Genomic DNA, 18785 nt, shown 5'->3' on the forward strand with positions numbered 1-18785 from the left:
CATCTATCTAGAATATCTATATTGTTCTTCATCAATACTTTCCTTGCTTTTGTTTAATTATTTTGCAAAATGATTTTTACGATAGTTAGAAGGCGAAACGCCATATTCTTTTTTAAAGACATAACTAAAATAATTTGGTTCCATGTATCCAACCATTGTGGATATATTATAGGTTTTCTCGTCCGTTGTGTTTAATAGCTGTAACGCTTTATCTAACCGTACTTTAGTAAGGTAATTAACAAAGCTCATGCCCATTTCTCTTTTAAAAAGAGTTGAGAAATAGGTGGCACTGACATTCAAATAATTACACAATGTTTCTACTGATAATTCACTGTTCTGATAATATTCATCAATGTATTCTACCGCTTTTTCAATCAATAATTTAGCAGAATCAATCCGCTCCCTGCGGATATTTCCTCTTACTTTCATGCAGATATCTAGCAGCCATTGCTTCAGTGCTTCCGAAGATTTAAACTGATAAATCTTATCCTTGAAATTAAAATCCAGTCCAAATACCTTGTCCATGTCTATTTGATAGGCACGGCCAAGTTTATATATTTCCGTAATCATTTCCATTAATGATATCTGGAAGACTTGAAAGGAGATGGCTGTTTTTTTAATATAACTAATCAAATCCTGAATGGCTTTTTCCAGATGTTCCACTTCTCCTAATTTAATCTCCCGAAGTATGTTTTCCGTATAACTGCTGTCCCATATATTCCCGTCATTTACCTGTGCCTCCACGTCCTGGATATAGATTACCTGATTGGGCTCGAATAGAATGCGGTAATCGATAGCATTTTTAGCACTCTTGTAAGAACGGCTTAAATCCATTAAATCACTACAGATAAATCCTATTCCTGCTGAAGTATTATTCTCAAGAATACGAAATGCACTTTTGCAAATTTGATCCATGATATGTATGAAATCATTACTTTGTTTTAGATCAGTAAGTAATGCTATAACAACTACTGATTCCAGATAAATACAGCTATAAAACTCGCAGCAGGAGGATAGATTCTCATCTACAATCTGTTTTAATGATACTGTTATAAATCCCGTCGTCTCAAGGAAATCTGCCTTTATTTTCTCAGAGGATTTATCAATATTAACAATTCCCGTCATGTAATGCGGATAATTCAGGTTTAATTCATAAGAATTCATAAACTCAACAATTCGCTGTTTGGATAACCTTCCTTCTAGTAAACCAATTAAAAATTGTTCTTTCATCACCGGAAGGCTTTCTAAATAATATTTACGCAGCTGATCTATATCACGTTTCTGATTAATTTCATTATCCAGTTTCTCTTTAATTCTAGTGAATACTGATTTTAATTCGGCAGCATTTATTGGCTTTAAGATATATTCCTCTACTTCTAATTTGATTGCTTCTTGGGCATATTCAAATTCATCAAATCCCGAAAAAACAATAATCTTAATATCTTTATAAATCTGCTTTAATTTATTGGAAAAAGTTAAACCATCCATAAATGGCATCTTTATATCCGTCATTACAACATCGGGACGTAAACGTTCTGCGAGCTCCAAAGCATCTTCTCCATTGTCAGCATCTCCAATTACCCGAAAGCCAATGGCTTCCCAATCCAATTTATTAATAATCGCCTGACGAACTTCTTCTTCATCATCAACCAGAATAACGGTGTATCGCTTCATGCCCTGTCTCCTTTAAATACTTATTTTGCCTGATATATTACCGTTAGTTTATTGTAAAAACACTTAAGGCAGCTAACTTATACCATAAAATACAAATAGAGAATTATAATTTTCAGCTGTCCTTTAAAAAATACACATAAATAATTGTATTCTCCTAAGATTGTTATACAATTTGCCCATATTCATTATACCACAATCTTCCATACATGACACGAGGAAGATTCAGCATTTTGACGTACTGTATAAAAGTAAAGGGATGTATAATCACTGAAATAAAACCATAGTAATTATACACCCCTCTATCCTTGTCAAAATTATTTCTTAGCCAGATATTTACGTAAGTCCAGGGCAACTGCAATGATAATTACCATACCTTGAACAATATAGGTATAGGATGTTTCCACACCTAAGAATTGAAGAGAAATCTTTAATAGTTCAAATACAAGTACACCGATTAAGATACCGGATACTTTACCAACACCACCATTGGTTGATACACCACCGATAGTACAGGCGGCAATTGCTTCCAATTCATAGCCTGCCCCCATATTAACTGATGTTCCTCCAGCCTTTGCTGCTAATAAAATACCACCCAGCGCATAAAGAACCGCTGCTAAAGTATAAATTTTAATTTTAACTCTGCTTGTATTAACACCTGCAACTTCTGCAGCATTTTCATTTCCACCGATTGCATACATATATTTGCCATGTCGGGTCTTATTGTATAAAACCCATATCAGTGCTCCACAAACCAGCGCAATTATTAATAAATAAGGAATTCGTAATATACTGCCTTTTGCTATTACAGTATAATCATCTCTTAAACTGCCTATTGGCTTCGATCCGGTGTAAACAAGGCAGATACCATAAACCAATGTCTGCATTCCTAAAGTCGTAATAAATGGCGGAACCTTAAGATATGATATTATAACACCGTTCATAAAACCAAATACACTACAAATTAAAAGTGTTAATGCAAACACCAGCAAGATATTCAAATCAGGAAGATTAGGAAATACTTTACCTGAAACTCCTGACTTTTGTAATAAACTAGCTGCAATACATGCACCGAGTCCAACAATACGGCCGGCTGACAAGTCGGTGCCTTTAGTAATTAAACATCCGCTGACACCTAAGGCAATAATAAAACGACCGGCTGTATTTACTGCCAGGTTTTTAAAGTTATCCCAGGATATGAAGTTATCTTTTTTAAAACCTACATATAAAATAATAAAGAATATTATAATTATAATCGCATTATTTTGAATAAAACCACTTATGGCTTTCTTATTAATCTTCGATGATTTTTCCATTTTCATAACCCTCCTTAGGCAAATTTAGTAGCCAGACTCATGATATTCTCTTGGGTGGCATCTTCTTTCGATACTTCGCCGCTTACTTTTCCGTTACACATAACTAAAACTCTGTCTGACATCCCGATAAGCTCCGGAAGTTCGGATGAAATCATAATAATACTTTTTCCCTGTTTTGCAAGGTCTGCAATTATTGTATAAATTTCATATTTTGCACCAACATCAATACCACGTGTAGGCTCATCTAAGATAAATATATCAGGATCATTGGCTAACCAGCGGGAAATAATAACCTTCTGCTGATTACCACCGGAGAGTGTTTGTATCTTTGTTTTACTGCTTGGAGTTTTAATACTTAATTTTTTGACATTTTCCTGCACCAGGTTTTCTATTTTTCGTTTATTCAATAGAAATCCAAAATCTATATATTTATTTAAAGAGGCTACTGATATATTTTCAGCTATGGATAAAACTCCAAAGATGCCAGTTGCCCGTCTATCCTCTGTTAAAAGGGCAATACCCTGCTTTATGGCATCATGGGGACGTCTTATTTTAAGTTCTTTCCCTTTGTATGTAATGGTACCTGTCTTAATACCTCTGATACCAAAGACAGCTTCGAAAAGTTCCGAGCGCTGGGCACCAACCAGTCCGCCAATTCCTAATATTTCTCCCTTTCGTAACTGGAAGCTTACATCTTTAAAGGACTTCTCCGATATGGATGTCAGTCCTTTTACTTGAAGTACTACTTCCCCCGGCACATTGCTTCTTGAGGGATAGAGGTTGTTCAATTCACGACCTACCATCTTAGTTACTATCATCTCAATAGTTAATTTCTCCGCTTCCCAGGTACCGATATATTGTCCATCCCGCATTATGGTAACCTCATCAGAAATACTGAGGATTTCATCCATTTTATGGGATATATATATAATAGAAATTCCTTTTTTTCGTAGTGAGTTTATGATTTCAAATAAATTATCCACTTCATTTTGTGTTAAAGAGGATGTAGGTTCATCCATAATAATTATTTTAGCATTTGCAGAAACTGCCTTTGCAATTTCTATTGCCTGCATTTGTGAAACTGATAATGTAGAAAGTTTCACTTTTGGATCAAAATCCATTTTTACTTCCTTAAGCAATCGTTCTGTATCTTCATACATTCTTTTATGATCTATAAATAAGCCATGTTTTAAAGGGAACCGTCCACAATAAATATTCTCAGCAATACTACGTTCTATAATTGGCTGCAATTCCTGGTGAACCATGGCTATCCCCTTGGTTAATGCATCATATGGATTAGTAATATGTGTCGATTTACCTTCGATAATGATTTCTCCCTCATCTTTGGAATAAATTCCAAACAAACATTTCATTAAAGTAGACTTTCCGGCACCATTTTCACCAACAAGAGCATGAACAGTACCCGGTCTGACTTTTAATGTGACATGATCCAGTGCTTTCACACCCGGAAAACTTTTGCTTATACCATTCATCTCCAATAAATATTCCGACATTGGTTCAACCTCCTATTACAATAATGGGCTGTCCAAAACGCATCATAGAAATTTTGTTATTGACGTTTTGTAACAGCCCATTAAAAATTTGGATTATATTATTACTTTGTTACTTTTACGTAATCAACTGTATAATTTTTATCTAATGCTTCGCCGTTAATAGCTTTAATAGCTACTACAGCTGCAGTATGAGCCTGACCATTGTGGTCGTTCAAAACGGTACCGGTAATTTCCCCTGACTGAACGCAAGCTACTACTTCATCAAGAGCATCAACACCTACTAAGTAAATGTCTTCACCAACTTTTCTTCCAGCAGATTCAATTGCCTGACGGGCACCCAGTGCCATAGCGTCATTGTTGCAGAATACAACTTCAATTGCATCACCATACTGTGTTAAAGCTGCTGCTACGATTTCCTGACCTTTTGCCTGATCCCAATCACCACGCTGAGCAACTAATTCTTCTACTTCCACACCTTTATCGGTAAGAGCTTTGATAGAGAACTCAGTTCTATACTGCGCATCAACGTTCTCAGGATCGCCAATTACCATTACATAGCTAATTTTACCATCACCATTAAGATCACCATGATCCTTTAAATCGTAAATGATTTCGCCCTGCATTGTACCGGACTGTCTTGCATCTGCACCAACATATGCAACTTTATCCCAAAGATCCAAGTCTTCAGCAGTAGGTTCACGGTTAATGAATATAACAGGAATATTGGCATCTTTACACATATTAATTACTGTGGAAGCTGATGATGACTGAACTAAGTTAGCAATAATTACATCATACTTGTCAGCGATGAAGGTCTGAATCTGATTTGTCTGTTCAGCCTGATCATTCTTGCCATCTACTACTGTTACTTCATATGTAACTTCCTCATTGCTTAATTCTTCTTTGAAGTATCTTTCTAGCTCTTCTCTGTAAAGAGTCATGAAGTTGTCATCGAATTTGTAAATTGTAATACCAACTTTAACTGTTTTTGACTCAGAAGCATCACCTTTTGAGGCATCGTCTTTTGCAGCATCGTCTTTTGCAGCATCGCCTTTTGCAGCATTGTCTTTTGCAGTATCGTCTGTTGTAGTATTGTTTGAGTCAGTTGGTTTCTCTTTTTTTCCCCCGCAACCTGCTAATAGTGTAGTTAACATAACTAAACTAAGAAGTAAAACCAAAAACTTTTTCATTACTAATCCTCCTTCATTGAAGTATAGACTTTGTTTTCCGCAATATAAATGCGGTATGTTTTTAATTACAATAAAATAATAACAAAATAAATTTCGAAAATACATACGATTTTCTTCTATCTACCATTGAATTTATTAACTATTTATATTTTTTCTTTATTTTATCATTAGTCATTGTGCATCTTTATTCTAAATTTACTTCGCTATATTAGAAATAGTAATAATTTATAGTACTTTTTATATAGTTAGCAATAGTTTTTAACATCTTTTACAGCATTTTTACCCCCTTTCATGTCTTTTGACAAATCACTGCAAAATGATAAAATTATAACAATCAATTTTCTAAAACTTTATAGAAAATAACAAAAAGCTGCTGTCAAACTAAAGTAAATTAGTCTGACAGCAGCTTTTAATATCGAATCTTTTTTAACTATTCCATTTTGTTTTTTACTTTGCCGCTTTTGCAGCGTTTCTGCCGGCAATACGTCCAAATACAGTAATATCTGCAATTGCATCACTACCTAAACGGTTTGTTCCATGGATATCTCCAGTTACTTCACCAGCAGCAAATAAACCTTTGATTACGTTTCCGTCTGTATCAACTACATTTGCATCTGTGTTGATTTTAATACCACCCATTGTATGATGGATTGCTGGTTTGGATTTCATAATATAGTAAGGTGCATCTGTAAATGCTGTTAATGTACCTCTCTTATTGAATTCTTCATCTTTACCATTCTTTGCGTATTCATTGTATTTTTCTATTGTTTTCTTTAATTCTTTGGCATCAATATCAAAGAAGGCAGCTGCTTCTTCGATTGTATCTGCTTTTACAAGGATACCATTTTCAATTAAATAATCATATTCTTTTTTGTGTTGTACATTAACGCCACTTGCTTTCATGGAAGCATCATCCCAGAACATATATGAAACTCCACCTGTTTGTTCTACTACTGCCTTTGAAATAACATCACGACGTTCTAATTCTTCTACGAAACGTTTTCCTTCTTTATTTACAAGAATAGAACGTCCTTCCATTCGAACATCACCAACATAAAGAAGTGTTCCTAATTCTGGATCACAGGTTGGATATGTTTGAATGTATCCCATATCTACAAGTTCTGCTCCAACTTTTTCTGCCATTGTAATACCATCTCCGGTACTGCCTACAGAGTTTGTGGAAAGAATTTTTTCATTCATTTCCGGATTATATTTTATTCTCATCTCAAGATTAGAACCAAATCCACCAGTTGCAAGAACAACACCATTGTTTGCATTGTAAGTGATTTCTTTTCCATCAAAATCCGCTTTTACTGCAACCACTTTATCATTTTCCACAACAAGTTCTTTTGCTGTAGTATTTAAGTGAGTAATTACACCAACTTCTTTTGCTTTTTGGGTCAATTTACTAATTAATTCTACACCACTTGCATCTTTTGGAACTAAACTACGTTTTACAGAATGTCCGCCAAAGAAAAGCATGTAATCTTCAAATGTTACATTTACTTCGTCTCTTAACCATTCTGCAGATTCTAATGCATGATCCGCTAAGGTACGAACCAGTTTCGGATCATTCTCATAATCTCCGCCTTTTAAAACGTCTTCATAGAATTGATCTTTACTATCCTCAATACCTTCTTCTTTTTGAAGCCAGTTGCCTGGTGCCGCATACTCACCACCGGAAATTAATGTATTACCACCTTCCATTGGCATCTTTTCAATTAAGATAACAGAAGCTCCGTTGTTTGCAGCTTCAATTGCAGCTGTTAAACCAGCTCCACCTGCACCAACTATAACTACATCAGAAGTATAGGCTGCTTCTCTTTCTTCTTTATTACTTGTTCCTGCTGCTTCTTTTACAACCAATTGATCTTTGGAAGCACCGGTTTGTTTAAATGCATTTTCTACTGCTGTTTTAAATCCTGTAGATGTTAAGGTAGCACCACTTACAGAATCTACGTCAAATGAATTTGTTGCAATCATAGCATCTGTAATCGTTTGCATTGCATCTGCAAATCCTGGAGTTTCGCTATTTTCAAGCACATCAATTTTTTTGATTTCTCCATCCTCTAATGTTAATTCAACTTTGATTTTTCCACCTTTTCCTTCACCTTCACCAGTATAAGTTCCATTTGGAATACCTGTTGAGGTTACACCTGTATCCGGTGTTGTTTTTGGCTCTTCTTTTGTTTTTGAGCCACAACCAGTTAATGCAAGAGCTGCAATTAACCCAAGAACTAATAATTTTGATTTTTTCATTTTCATTCTCCTCTTGTCCATTGTGTTAAACTTCTCAACAATTCAGAACACTTTCGAATTTCTTCCATTTATTGTTGTCCAATCAAAGGTTTTTCATTCAAATATTTATTTTTTGTTGAAAAGTTTGTTAAATACTTGTCATATATATTAGATTATAGTATACTGACAACGATTTGTATTTATAATAATTTTCGTATTTTTGCACTTTAACGAACATTCATTACTTAAAAGAGGGACTTTATGAAATTACATACAAAAATTGCATTACTATTTAGTATCTGTATTTCAGTTGCCTTTTCCTGCCTTTTGCTTATGGTAAGAGATCGTATATTAACTTCCAATCAGACAAGTTTAGAAGATCTGAATACACAAATTGTTGAGTCAAAAGCAAACGAAATCGGTTCTTGGCTAAATCAGCGAATTAGCGAAATCCGGGTCATTAGTCAGACGGAAGCACTTCGTTCAATGGAAACTAAAAGTTTACAAACTTTTATCAATCGCTTAAATCAAAATGTTGGAGAACATTACGGAAACGAATATGGAACCTTTGCTGCCGGAACCACAAACGGACTTGGTTATGTTTGTGACGAGCAGACCATTGACGTATCCAATCGTGCTTATTTTAAGCGTGCTATGTCAAGCGATGAAGAATATGTCATTAGTACTCCCGTATCTTCCAGAACAGATAGTTCTCAAATCACACTCATTTGCTATCCTATATACAATGATGCCAATAAAAAAGTTGGATTTATAAATGGTGCCATTTCCCTGAATAAATTATCTGAAATTACAGAAAGTATTGATTTTTATAATGGCACTTCATGGATTATGGATTCCAAAGGAAATCTTTATTCCAGCAATCCAATTCAGTCAATAAGTACTGCAGAACTATCAAGTTTAGTGTCGCATATCAAAGAACCAATATCAAAAAAGGTTGGTATTTATTCATTTAGAGAAGAAGGGAAAGAACAAGTGGTATTTTATTCTCCAATACCATACTCCAATGGTTGGTTTTTATGTACCATGACTTCATTAAAAGAATTAAATTTACATACTCAGCAGTTAATTTATACCATTTTAGTGATATGGATCCTTATGCTTACCATATCTATCATAAGTTGTTCCTTGTTTTCCCGCACCATTACAGCACCCATTCATAAACTTTCGAAGGCAATGCAGCTGGTAAAAGACGGTAATTTTGTTTTACCAAAACAGGTAATCAGCAGCAAAAAGGATGAACTTGCATTTCTTACCAACAACTTTTATGCAATGACGGAACAAATTTCCTTTCTAATGGAACGAATCAAGGAAGAAGAAATAGCAAAACGTACTGCTGAATTTCAGGTATTACAGTCACAGATTAACCCTCATTTCTTATACAATACGCTGGATAATCTTCAATGGAGGGCCTATGATTATAATGCCATTGAGCTTTCTGAAATGATTGAGGCCTTGTCCGATTTCTTCCGAATTTCACTCAGTGATGGCAAGGAATTTATTCCAGTGATAAAAGAAATTGAACATGTTAGGAGCTACCTATTCATTCAACAAAAACGGTATGAAGATATTTTAAACTTTACCATTTCCTATGACCCTGATGTTTTGGAATATGTTACAATCAAACTGATTGTACAGCCATTGGTGGAAAATGCACTGTATCATGGTATTAAGCCGAAACTTTCCCCTGGTACGATTGCTGTCAGAGTAACCAGCAAGGAGGATACCATTCAAATCATAGTACAGGATGATGGCGTTGGTATGTCACCTGCAGAACTTGGAACATTACTCACTTCGTTGGAACAGGAAGCTCCCGTCGAAGGATATGGCCTATATAATATTCACCGTAGAATACAGATGGTGTATGGAAAAGAGTATGGTATTTCCATCACCAGCGAAGAGCAGATTGGGACAACCGCTACGATTATTATCCCAGCAGTAAAGGAGTTACAGAACAATGAGACAATTATTAATTGCAGATGATGAAAAGATAATCCGGGAAGGCATAGCTAAATTCATTCAAACCTCTAATTTACCTGTTACTATCGTTGGCAAAGCCGCAAATGGACGACAAGCCCTGGAGATGATGCATGCAACACATCCCGATCTTGTCATCATTGATATCACGATGCCAGCCATTACCGGACTTGATGTAATTGAACAAGCCAAAGAATTTCTACCAGCTTCAAAATTCATTATCGTCTCTGGGCATGACAGCTTTCCATTTGCTCAAAAAGCAATTGAATTGGGTGCCTTTCATTATCTTTTAAAACCCATCAAGCGAAACCAGCTGTTATCTGTGGTGGAGCATGCCTTAGAAACACTCAGTAAAGATGAGGATATAATAGGTGCAAATGGTACTACTATAACTTCTGTGCCAGATGCATCGAATGGTACGGTATGTGAAAAGGCATTAGCCTATATCAACACACATCACTGTGATAGTAATATGAGTCTTAATCTTGTTGCTGATAAATTTCATATCAGCCAATCTTATTTGACCCGAATAATTAAGAAAAGCACCAATTTAAGTTTTACGGAATATCTGAATGAACTACGGATTAAACAAGCAATCTTTTTTCTCTCTACCAGAGAGGATCTATTAATTGCTCAAATTGCGGAACTTGTTGGTTATTCCAGCCAACATTATTTTTCACGGGTTTTTAAAAATCATACCGGAGTTTCGCCCATTGAATATCGTAACGAAAAACGGGGATAGCAATTATATTCGATTCAAAACAAAGCAGAGAAACACATATTTGTGTTTTATCTGCTCCTTGGTTATTACCAAAATATATTCGGTATCATATTGAAGAATCCTTTCGTACAGAGCGGATTCTACTGGAGGCCCCCCCATAGGACGCATACCTTGGTACCATATTTTCCTCCAGTATTATTCCACCGCAGATATCTGAAGCAGCTGCTCTTTTCGACTACCTCGTTCCATATATACCAAAGTTTTTACGATAATCCAATGGTGCACTTCCAATGACCCTTTTAAATGCTGCTGAAAACTTACTTGGACTGTCATATCCCAATTTCCCAGCTATATCTGTGACACTTAAATTCCTTTCATTCTTTAGTAAAACAGCCGCCTGATTCATTCTGTATACCCTCATATAGGTATTGATTGGACTTCCATATACATTCTTAAAGCAGTTTTTCATTGTAGTAATGGGTATGTCAAAACACACAGAAAGTTCTTCCTGTGTATAATGGGTCTCCCGATTTTCTATCATCATTTTTCGTATAGCCTTGATTTTTTCCACCTGGGTTTTATAAAAATAGGGTTTTTCATATTGATTTTCAGGGACTTCCAGAACATCAAGATAAAGTAACAACTCATATATTTTAATTTTAGAATATGGAATCCTGATTTTTTCCGGTACCACATATAATTCACTGAAAATATGTTCAATTGCAGGAGCATCATGAATTACAATAGGATACTTTCCATCACAGAACTTTTTTTGCAGCATCACTAAATTAACCGGAAAATTCTTTATCTCATCTTCCAATGCTCCTACCGCAAAATCCATATCAAAAGCAATCATAAGTCCATGATAATGTGCCAATGGAAATTCAAAGTGTCCCTGATGTGAAATTCTACGATCCAATTTCAAATCCCCAGCTTCAACATAGGAATATGTTCCCTGACCGGAAGCATATTCCAGTCTGCCTTCCCTGCAATGATCGATACAGAATAGATTTCGATTCGTAGTAAATGTGGAATCAAAGCTTTCCATATGGTAATCGTTATAAGAAATGAAAACACCGGGAAATATCTGATAGGTAGTCATAATTCCTTCTCCCGACTCATTTTTAATCTGGTGGATACTACACTCTTCATTTTCTATTAAAGGAACCATCTGTGTTTCTTCTATAAAATTGAATTTCATGGACTTCCTCCTTTTCTGATATGTTTTACTGTCCTATATTTCCAATATTCTGTCACAAGCCGACAGCATAAACTCACTGTCATGTGTTACAACGATAAGAATCCGATTCGAAGCTGCCAGCTTTCTCAGCCGCTCCCCCACTGCTTTCATATTCATATAATCCAAGCCACTGGTTGGCTCATCAAAGATTAGTATCCTCTTTCCAGAAAGAATGGCCGTCACAATTGCCAGGTGCTGCTTCTGCCCTCCGGAAAGTGCCATGGGATGCCGGTCTATAAATTGCAATAACCCCAATTGCTCCAATTCACATCGAATTGCAGCCTCATCATGTGTATTTCCCGACATTCTGCATTCTTCCCATACACTATCTGCAAATAATTGATGATTCACATCCTGCATGGCAAGAAAGCATTGTTTTCTTCTGCACTTTGCAGACATTTCTTTTCCATCCAGTAAAACTTTCCCCTGCCGTTCCTTTATTAATCCGCAAAGACATCGAATTAAGGTTGTTTTGCCAATTCCATTATATCCGGTAATGGCAAGAATTTCACCTGGAACTGCTGAAAATGATATATCCTGAAAAACGGGAGGCATCCGTCTATAACCTCCGGTAAGCCCTTCTATCGATAGGCCTCTTTTTACACCGCCCGGAAAAGCCTTGAGGAGTGTTCCTGTTTCTTTACCAATGCATCTAAGTCCCATGCTTTTACGAACGGAATCTTTTAAAGCCTGAAATTCTTCACGTGAAAAAATTCGAACCAACTCTCCATTTTTCAGATACACAGCCCTGTCAATCAAATCATATAAAAAAGATAACCTGTGTTCTGCAATGATAATGGTATGCCCTTCCTGCCTCAAAAACTGAATCACTTTCTTTAATATTTCTACTGCCCTTATATCCAGATTAGCACTAGGCTCATCCAGCACATAAACAGAGGGGTTCATGGCATAAACCGAAGCAAATGCCAGTGTCTGCTTTTCTCCTCCAGAAAGTTCAAATATATTTCTGCCAAGGAGTTTTTCTATCTGAATCTCTCTCACTGTTTTTTCTAATCTTAGCCCCATTTCTTTCGGAGTTATTCCTTGATTCTCCATTCCAAAGGCCAGTTCGCTGTCGGTATCCAGATTAAAGAACTGGCTCTTGGGATTCTGAAACACCGACCCCGCAGACTTTGCCAGTTCATATAATTCCGTCTTTTCTACCTGCATCCCATCTAAAATCACAGTTCCTTCCAAATCACACTGCTCACAAAAATGCGGAATTAACCCATTGATTAACTTTGTGATTGTCGTTTTGCCGCACCCCGATTCTCCACATAAAAGAATGCACTCTCCCTGCTTTATCTCCAGATTGATATTTTTTACTATTTTCTCATGGCCGTTATAACCAAACGATACGTTTCTTATGGATATCATAATATCTGCTCCTTATTTTATCAGAAAAACTCCTATAGAAAACAGAAGCCCCACACATCCGCATACATAGTCCAGAAATCGGAATTTTAATTCTATGATACTTGTTTTTTTAATGGGATTTTCAATTCCTCTGGTCACTGCCGCTGCAGATAATTCTTCTGCAGTTGCAGTAGCGGACATCATAAGAGGTACAAGTAACGCTTCCAATTTGTCCACAGGCTTAATATTTCTTAATCTTATGGCATCCCTGATATAATTTGTTTCTTCCTTGATTGCCGGAAAATATCGGATCGTTACAGAAATGGGAATAATTATGTTCTGAGGAACGTGCATTTTTCTCATTGCTAAAACAAATTGCCGCAACGATATTGTTTTTATCATGGAAGTTCCAACCATCAGGCATGGAAACATTCTTCTTGAATAATTAACCAATGTAAAAAGAATTGTAGCAACTGCCTTTGGAGCCGCCGGCAGAAGGACATATTGCAGTAGCAACAGGAATCCAAAGGATAATAACCACTGAACTGACATTGCATACTTTCCGAAAGACAGCATCATAAGACCAAGAAAGCATATCCATCCAAGTTCTATCCAGATACTGTTCTGAAAAAAAGTGATTACATTTGCAAATACCAGAAGTAAAAGAAATGTCCGCGGATCTAATGCCAGGCTTTTCGATTCTTTCTTACACATACTAAACAATGCCCGCTTTCTCAAAATGCTTTTGAAACATCTTCTTACTAATCCACGAACCTATTATTGCTCCAATAACCGGAGCAAGGAATAATACTAGAAGCATAGTTGGTGATGATAAGTTCCCCAGCTCCATTATGTAGTCTGCCGGCATTCCCTGCCCACTGATTTGAGTCATGAACTTATCATGCATAATCCAGACCGGGAGAGGTGAACCTGTCATTCCAAGAGAAAAACAGATAAATGCAAGCATATTTCCTTTAAAATTATTATATCCACTGATCATACGAACCAGTTCACTAAGAATGCAACTGATTGCAAAGGTAGCCAGTATTACAGCTGTAAACATTCCTGTAACAAAATAGATCAGTCCTATAATTGCTCCCATCAAAAGAACAGCGCCCATTTTCTGTACTTTGGAGCACATGAGCATAAAGGGAAGCCCCGTAAAAAGTGCAATAAATCCAGGCATAAGTATCCACATCATAGGATGCAGTCCACCCATAAGCATAAAAATAAAATTAGTAACAAAATAAATTGCAGAGAAAATACCAATTGTAATAAGATCTTTTCCTTTTAATTTTTCTTTGCTAAATTGAGACATTAATCTTTCCTCCTATTGATTAGTTGTAACTAACTGTTGTTCAAAAATAAAAACGCCGTTAGAGCGTTTCTACTTAACATCATAATAAAAGAGGAGATAACTTTCTATCCCGATTAGACTTTTTTATCCCGTTTAGACATATTTTATTTTTAACCATCCTGTAAGTGTACAGATAATATTTTAATCCAGTCCTTGCATCTATTTATCATCTGTTTTGCACCGATATGCGGACAGGGAGGTTGAATGTGCCAATAGTACAAAATAGATGCAATTATGAGAATTGGAATTTTACTATTAGCGAACTATCCAATTAATACGAATTATATTATCAAGTATATTTGCAATTACCATAGTCACAAAAAAGCTAAAAAGGGTGAGAGACCCATAGTGTACAAATTTTTTGATTGACATTTTTACTTTTAGTTTTCTGTACAGGCAAACAATACATATAACTGATATAAAAATAGATAACAATGCCGGCAAATAGACAAACCATGAAACTCCTGCTACTTTCACTAACGCAAGACCAGTTCCAAATTCATCTTCATTATGAATTTTTCCAGTTAATAATGGAATCATGACTACTAATACACAAGGGATTAAACGCATTATACTGTTTGTAGCTGCAATTGCTAAAGCGACAATCCTGCTTTTTTCTCCTTCTGCTTTGTAGAATACGACTGTTCCTATGATAGCCAATAAAAGTGTTGCTGGTACACCAAAATCTAACAAACTATCTGAAACAGAATTATATTCTGCACGGAAATCAACCTCCTTGGGATATTTATAAATATCACCAACACGATTAAATCCTGTGCTACACTCAATTTCTCTCAAAGAATTAGATAATCCATGTCCGCATTCATGAATAAATATGGAAATCAAAAAAACTGCTATACACAGAATACACCAACGTATTATATTTACTCTTTTACTGGTTTCCTCATTTAAATGACTTGATTTTGTTGAATCACCCATTTTCTATGCGCTCCTATTCATAAACAAACATTTAATTTGTTCTCATTAACAGATACGGAATACCTACTTTTTTATAAAAATCAGCTAATCCTTTTGGATCTTTTGATGAAATATTGGCGTATATAAATTTAGTAATCATTTCCTCTTCTTTGAGTGTAACATAAAAAAACAGGTTAAAAAAGACTCAACTTTAACTTTTTTACCTGATGAATATCAATTAACTTTCCTTTTTTAATATGTGGTAATCGTTAAAAAAATTCGGAATGAGAGCATATTGCGCATAGTTTGTTCGATAAATTTGATAAATTTAAGTTTTTTCACTTGATTTATTCTCTGAATCAAATTTTAAATCATAAAAAAAAGCAATTTTGGTTGGTTTTCTTCTCTTTTTAATTTTCTATATTGGCTTAGTTCCTTTTCTGTCACACTCTCACCTCCAACTGTTCACAATCTTTTCAATATCCCTTCATATCTAGGACACATATGTACTTTATACTAAGTTCATAACAACAAGGTTCCCCACCTTGCTAACATAAATTTTTTCATAAGTGCCAGCAGAAACCTGCTGGCACCTCCTCTTTATTAGGGTTTATCCGGTTAATAAAAAAACTACTCACCAGATATAATTAGTAGTTATATATTACTTAAAATTTTGTTTAAAACCTGTATGGAGAAGTTCAAAGTTTCAATAAGCTTTTCTTCGTCTACTCTTTATATTCCTCTTTCGGAAGAAATACCCCTCCGTTATGATCATATTTAGATATTACTGCACGATATTTACCCGACTTTTGATTAAACTTGATATCTCCTATATATCCTAGCTTATTGCAAAATCCTTGCAAAGGTCTTATTCAACCCCACCGTATCACTTCCAGGGATAATGCAGAAAAACTATTACCTGAAATTTTTAATATGAAGAATATAAAGCATGGTTAATGCTATACGAAAAAGAAGATAATAAAGTTTATCTTGATGAATTTAAATCTTTATGCAATATGAAATGCAACACAAAAAATAAAAGCCTTGATAAATCAAGACTTTTAAAGTGGAGCTGAGGGGAATCGAACCCCTGTCCGAAAGCCCATTCATTGCAGCATCTCCCATTACAGTCAATCATTTAGCATTCCCTCCATCAATCGCCGGTTGACAGGCTATTGACTTTAGTAGCTTCATAAGTTCTTTTATCTACTCAAAGCTTTATAGACAAAGTGCCTTGCTAATTTGATGCCGAGGTCTTAAGCCGCAAGTTGCTTAAGTTCGACAGCTGCCACTAGGCAGCGTACGCTAAATTTTCGTCTGCGTTTATATTTATTTCTAAGTTGGTGACGCGGTCCTAGTCCGCGAATGGCTTCCGCAACTTCAAAACCCCCGTCGAAACCAGTACAACCCCGTATAATTACGGATGAATACTGCCGCTGTTATTCACAGGCAGTAGATACTTGGCTTGCAGACGTATCTCAGTTACAAATTAAGTATAACCGATATTTGTGTCTAAAATGTGACTTTTTTAAAAAACATTTATTTTTTTCTATTTCGTTCAAAAATAACTTCGGATAAACGAATTCCTTTTGGTAAATCTTTTCCCTTTTCCATTGCTTTATACGCTTTCTCCATAAGAATCTTCTTATAATCCTCCGGGTAGTCTTCATCATATTCAAATATGTATTCTTTCTCATAAATATTTAAAGCTATTTTTAATAAGGAACCTCCCTTATTGCAATAATCCTCCACACAATGGCTGATTATCATCTTATATTCATCATGCGTCATTATTACTCCTCCTGACTATTTAATTCTCTATAAGAATAAAAAGATATATGCGGCAGTTTTTACAAAAAACTAGCAGGCGTTCCCCTATAGGATTGTCGCCTACCTTACTTTTCATTATATGATGAAATTGTCTATTTTATTCCAATATTTTGTAATTTTTATATAAATTTTTTAATTTTCTTCTCATAGATAGCTTTATAACATAAGATTTTATATTAACTGCATTATTTACAAAATGCTCGCATCTCATTAATTCAACCTTTGTATCAATATTTTTCAACATTCATATCTTAACAATATAACAAAATAAAGGATTTTTTATATGGACAGCAATCTGAATACAGCCCAATCGCTTTATACTCCCGAAGATCTAAGAAATGTATTAAGGCAGCTCTTAAGTGAGCAAAGTCTTTGGACTAGATTCTTAATTATCAGTATACTTTCGGGATTGGGTGATATAGAAGTAGTAACTGATCGTTTATACAAAAATGCCATCGATATAGGGAATCTATTTCGTCTATATTATGGCGATACCATAGGAAATGAAATCCAGGACAGCCTGCGTACTTACTTTTCGCTTATTATAGCTCTTATCAATGCTTATAAAAGTACGGTTTTTGATACTCTCTCCAACACTGACCTAACTCTGATTCACCAAGCAAATACTCCATTATATGCTGCTGCAGGGCAATTTTCAATTTTGCTTTCTAATATAAACCCTTATTGGAATCAACAAACGTTAGGAAACATTTTCAAGAATACCATTGATATGCTTAATGATGAAATATACAAGCGAAGAACCAATCAATATTATGCAGACGTTACTCAATATGATTTTATAGAATATTACTCTTTAATGACCGCAGATATTTTATGGAACGGATTTATTAATCAGTTTTACCATTGAATGAATATTTATCGACAATCGCCCGAATCCTATCACTTCTCGTATTATTCGACATATAATATAAATATAAGACCATATTTTTATTATTTATATCTATTTAACTTATATTTATACAGCATATCACTATTTTAGTTGAATATATAGTTATAATTCGGCAGACGGGAGTTGATATCATGAAGGGTATTAAAAAATTTAAAAATGAAACTTGTTATAAATTAAAAATTGAATTGGCAATTAGAAGTGGTGAGGCAGCCGGTTGTACATTTAAAAAAGAAGACTTCTGTTTAAAGCCTTTTGAAGCAAGAACCATTGAGTTTGGAAACGAATGTAATTTCCTTTTAAACGGAATTCATATACAAACCATAGATTGTGAACACTGCAGCGAAACCGGATTGTTCACCCACAAATGTCATACTGCTGTTGACAAACTACTAAATAAAAATGACCTCTTTAAAATTTTAATCGCAGCTCAATCCCTTGTTATTTCAGGCTACTGTATCAAATGATAAATTCACAAAATAAAAATTTAGTTTATTAACGTACGTACGCTTTGCCTAATATAGGTTATTCA

Annotated in this window: 15 protein-coding genes and 1 other RNA gene; 4 read left to right on the forward strand and 12 right to left on the reverse strand. The window is 35.1% G+C overall.

What is annotated here, in order from left to right:
- Positions 1-57: 57 nt before the first annotated feature.
- From RT261_RS13315 to RT261_RS13335, 5 genes are all read right to left on the reverse strand, one after another.
- A complete protein-coding gene (locus RT261_RS13315; protein ID WP_313133155.1) occupies positions 58-1674 on the reverse strand; it encodes a response regulator in 1617 nt (538 codons plus the stop codon).
- A gap of 314 nt (positions 1675-1988) precedes the next feature.
- Entirely contained in the window at positions 1989-2987 is a 999-nt protein-coding gene (locus RT261_RS13320) for a galactose/methyl galactoside ABC transporter permease MglC (protein ID WP_313133157.1), read from the reverse strand.
- A gap of 14 nt (positions 2988-3001) precedes the next feature.
- Positions 3002-4501, reverse strand: a complete 1500-nt coding sequence (locus RT261_RS13325) for a sugar ABC transporter ATP-binding protein (RefSeq protein WP_313133158.1) — start codon at positions 4499-4501, stop codon at positions 3002-3004.
- Positions 4502-4602: 101 nt separating this feature from the next.
- Positions 4603-5691 (reverse strand): galactose ABC transporter substrate-binding protein, encoded by a 1089-nt coding sequence (locus tag RT261_RS13330; protein ID WP_313133160.1) that lies wholly within the window; start codon positions 5689-5691, stop codon positions 4603-4605.
- Between the two features lie 447 nt (positions 5692-6138).
- A complete protein-coding gene (locus RT261_RS13335) occupies positions 6139-7950 on the reverse strand; it encodes a flavocytochrome c (protein WP_313133161.1) in 1812 nt (603 codons plus the stop codon).
- Between the two features lie 240 nt (positions 7951-8190).
- On the opposite strand from RT261_RS13335, the gene RT261_RS13340 reads away from it, so the two are divergent.
- On the forward strand, positions 8191-9930 hold the full coding sequence (locus RT261_RS13340; RefSeq protein ID WP_313133163.1) for a cache domain-containing sensor histidine kinase: 1740 nt from the start codon (positions 8191-8193) through the stop codon (positions 9928-9930).
- A complete protein-coding gene (locus RT261_RS13345; RefSeq protein WP_313133164.1) occupies positions 9905-10666 on the forward strand; it encodes a response regulator transcription factor in 762 nt (253 codons plus the stop codon). Before RT261_RS13340 ends, RT261_RS13345 begins: the two co-directional genes overlap by 26 nt.
- Before the next feature lie 214 nt (positions 10667-10880).
- Here RT261_RS13345 and RT261_RS13350 read toward each other — a convergent pair whose 3' ends face one another.
- From RT261_RS13350 to RT261_RS13380, 7 genes are all read right to left on the reverse strand, one after another.
- Positions 10881-11846 (reverse strand): helix-turn-helix domain-containing protein, encoded by a 966-nt coding sequence (locus RT261_RS13350; protein WP_313133165.1) that lies wholly within the window; start codon positions 11844-11846, stop codon positions 10881-10883.
- 33 nt (positions 11847-11879) lie between these two features.
- Positions 11880-13262: an ABC transporter ATP-binding protein gene (locus RT261_RS13355; RefSeq protein ID WP_313133166.1), complete on the reverse strand. Its 1383-nt coding sequence runs from the start codon at positions 13260-13262 to the stop codon at positions 11880-11882.
- Between the two features lie 12 nt (positions 13263-13274).
- Complete coding sequence (locus RT261_RS13360) at positions 13275-13955, reverse strand: energy-coupling factor transporter transmembrane component T (RefSeq protein WP_313133167.1); 681 nt, start codon at positions 13953-13955, stop codon at positions 13275-13277.
- A gap of 1 nt (position 13956) precedes the next feature.
- Positions 13957-14559: an MptD family putative ECF transporter S component gene (locus RT261_RS13365; protein WP_313133170.1), complete on the reverse strand. Its 603-nt coding sequence runs from the start codon at positions 14557-14559 to the stop codon at positions 13957-13959.
- 294 nt (positions 14560-14853) lie between these two features.
- The gene (locus RT261_RS13370; protein ID WP_313133171.1) at positions 14854-15537 is read right to left on the reverse strand and encodes a hypothetical protein; all 684 of its coding nucleotides are present in this window, start codon (positions 15535-15537) and stop codon (positions 14854-14856) included.
- 1043 nt (positions 15538-16580) lie between these two features.
- Positions 16581-16927: a transfer-messenger RNA gene (ssrA, locus tag RT261_RS13375) on the reverse strand.
- A gap of 128 nt (positions 16928-17055) precedes the next feature.
- A complete protein-coding gene (locus RT261_RS13380) occupies positions 17056-17307 on the reverse strand; it encodes a hypothetical protein (protein ID WP_313133173.1) in 252 nt (83 codons plus the stop codon).
- Positions 17308-17629: 322 nt separating this feature from the next.
- Between RT261_RS13380 and RT261_RS13385 the strand changes: the two genes are divergently transcribed.
- Positions 17630-18214: a hypothetical protein gene (locus RT261_RS13385; protein WP_313133175.1), complete on the forward strand. Its 585-nt coding sequence runs from the start codon at positions 17630-17632 to the stop codon at positions 18212-18214.
- Between the two features lie 173 nt (positions 18215-18387).
- Positions 18388-18720: a hypothetical protein gene (locus RT261_RS13390; RefSeq protein ID WP_313133176.1), complete on the forward strand. Its 333-nt coding sequence runs from the start codon at positions 18388-18390 to the stop codon at positions 18718-18720.
- Positions 18721-18785 lie beyond the last annotated feature (65 nt).

Source organism: Anaerocolumna sp., from assembly GCF_032079385.1.
GTDB lineage: Bacteria > Bacillota > Clostridia > Lachnospirales > Lachnospiraceae > Anaerocolumna.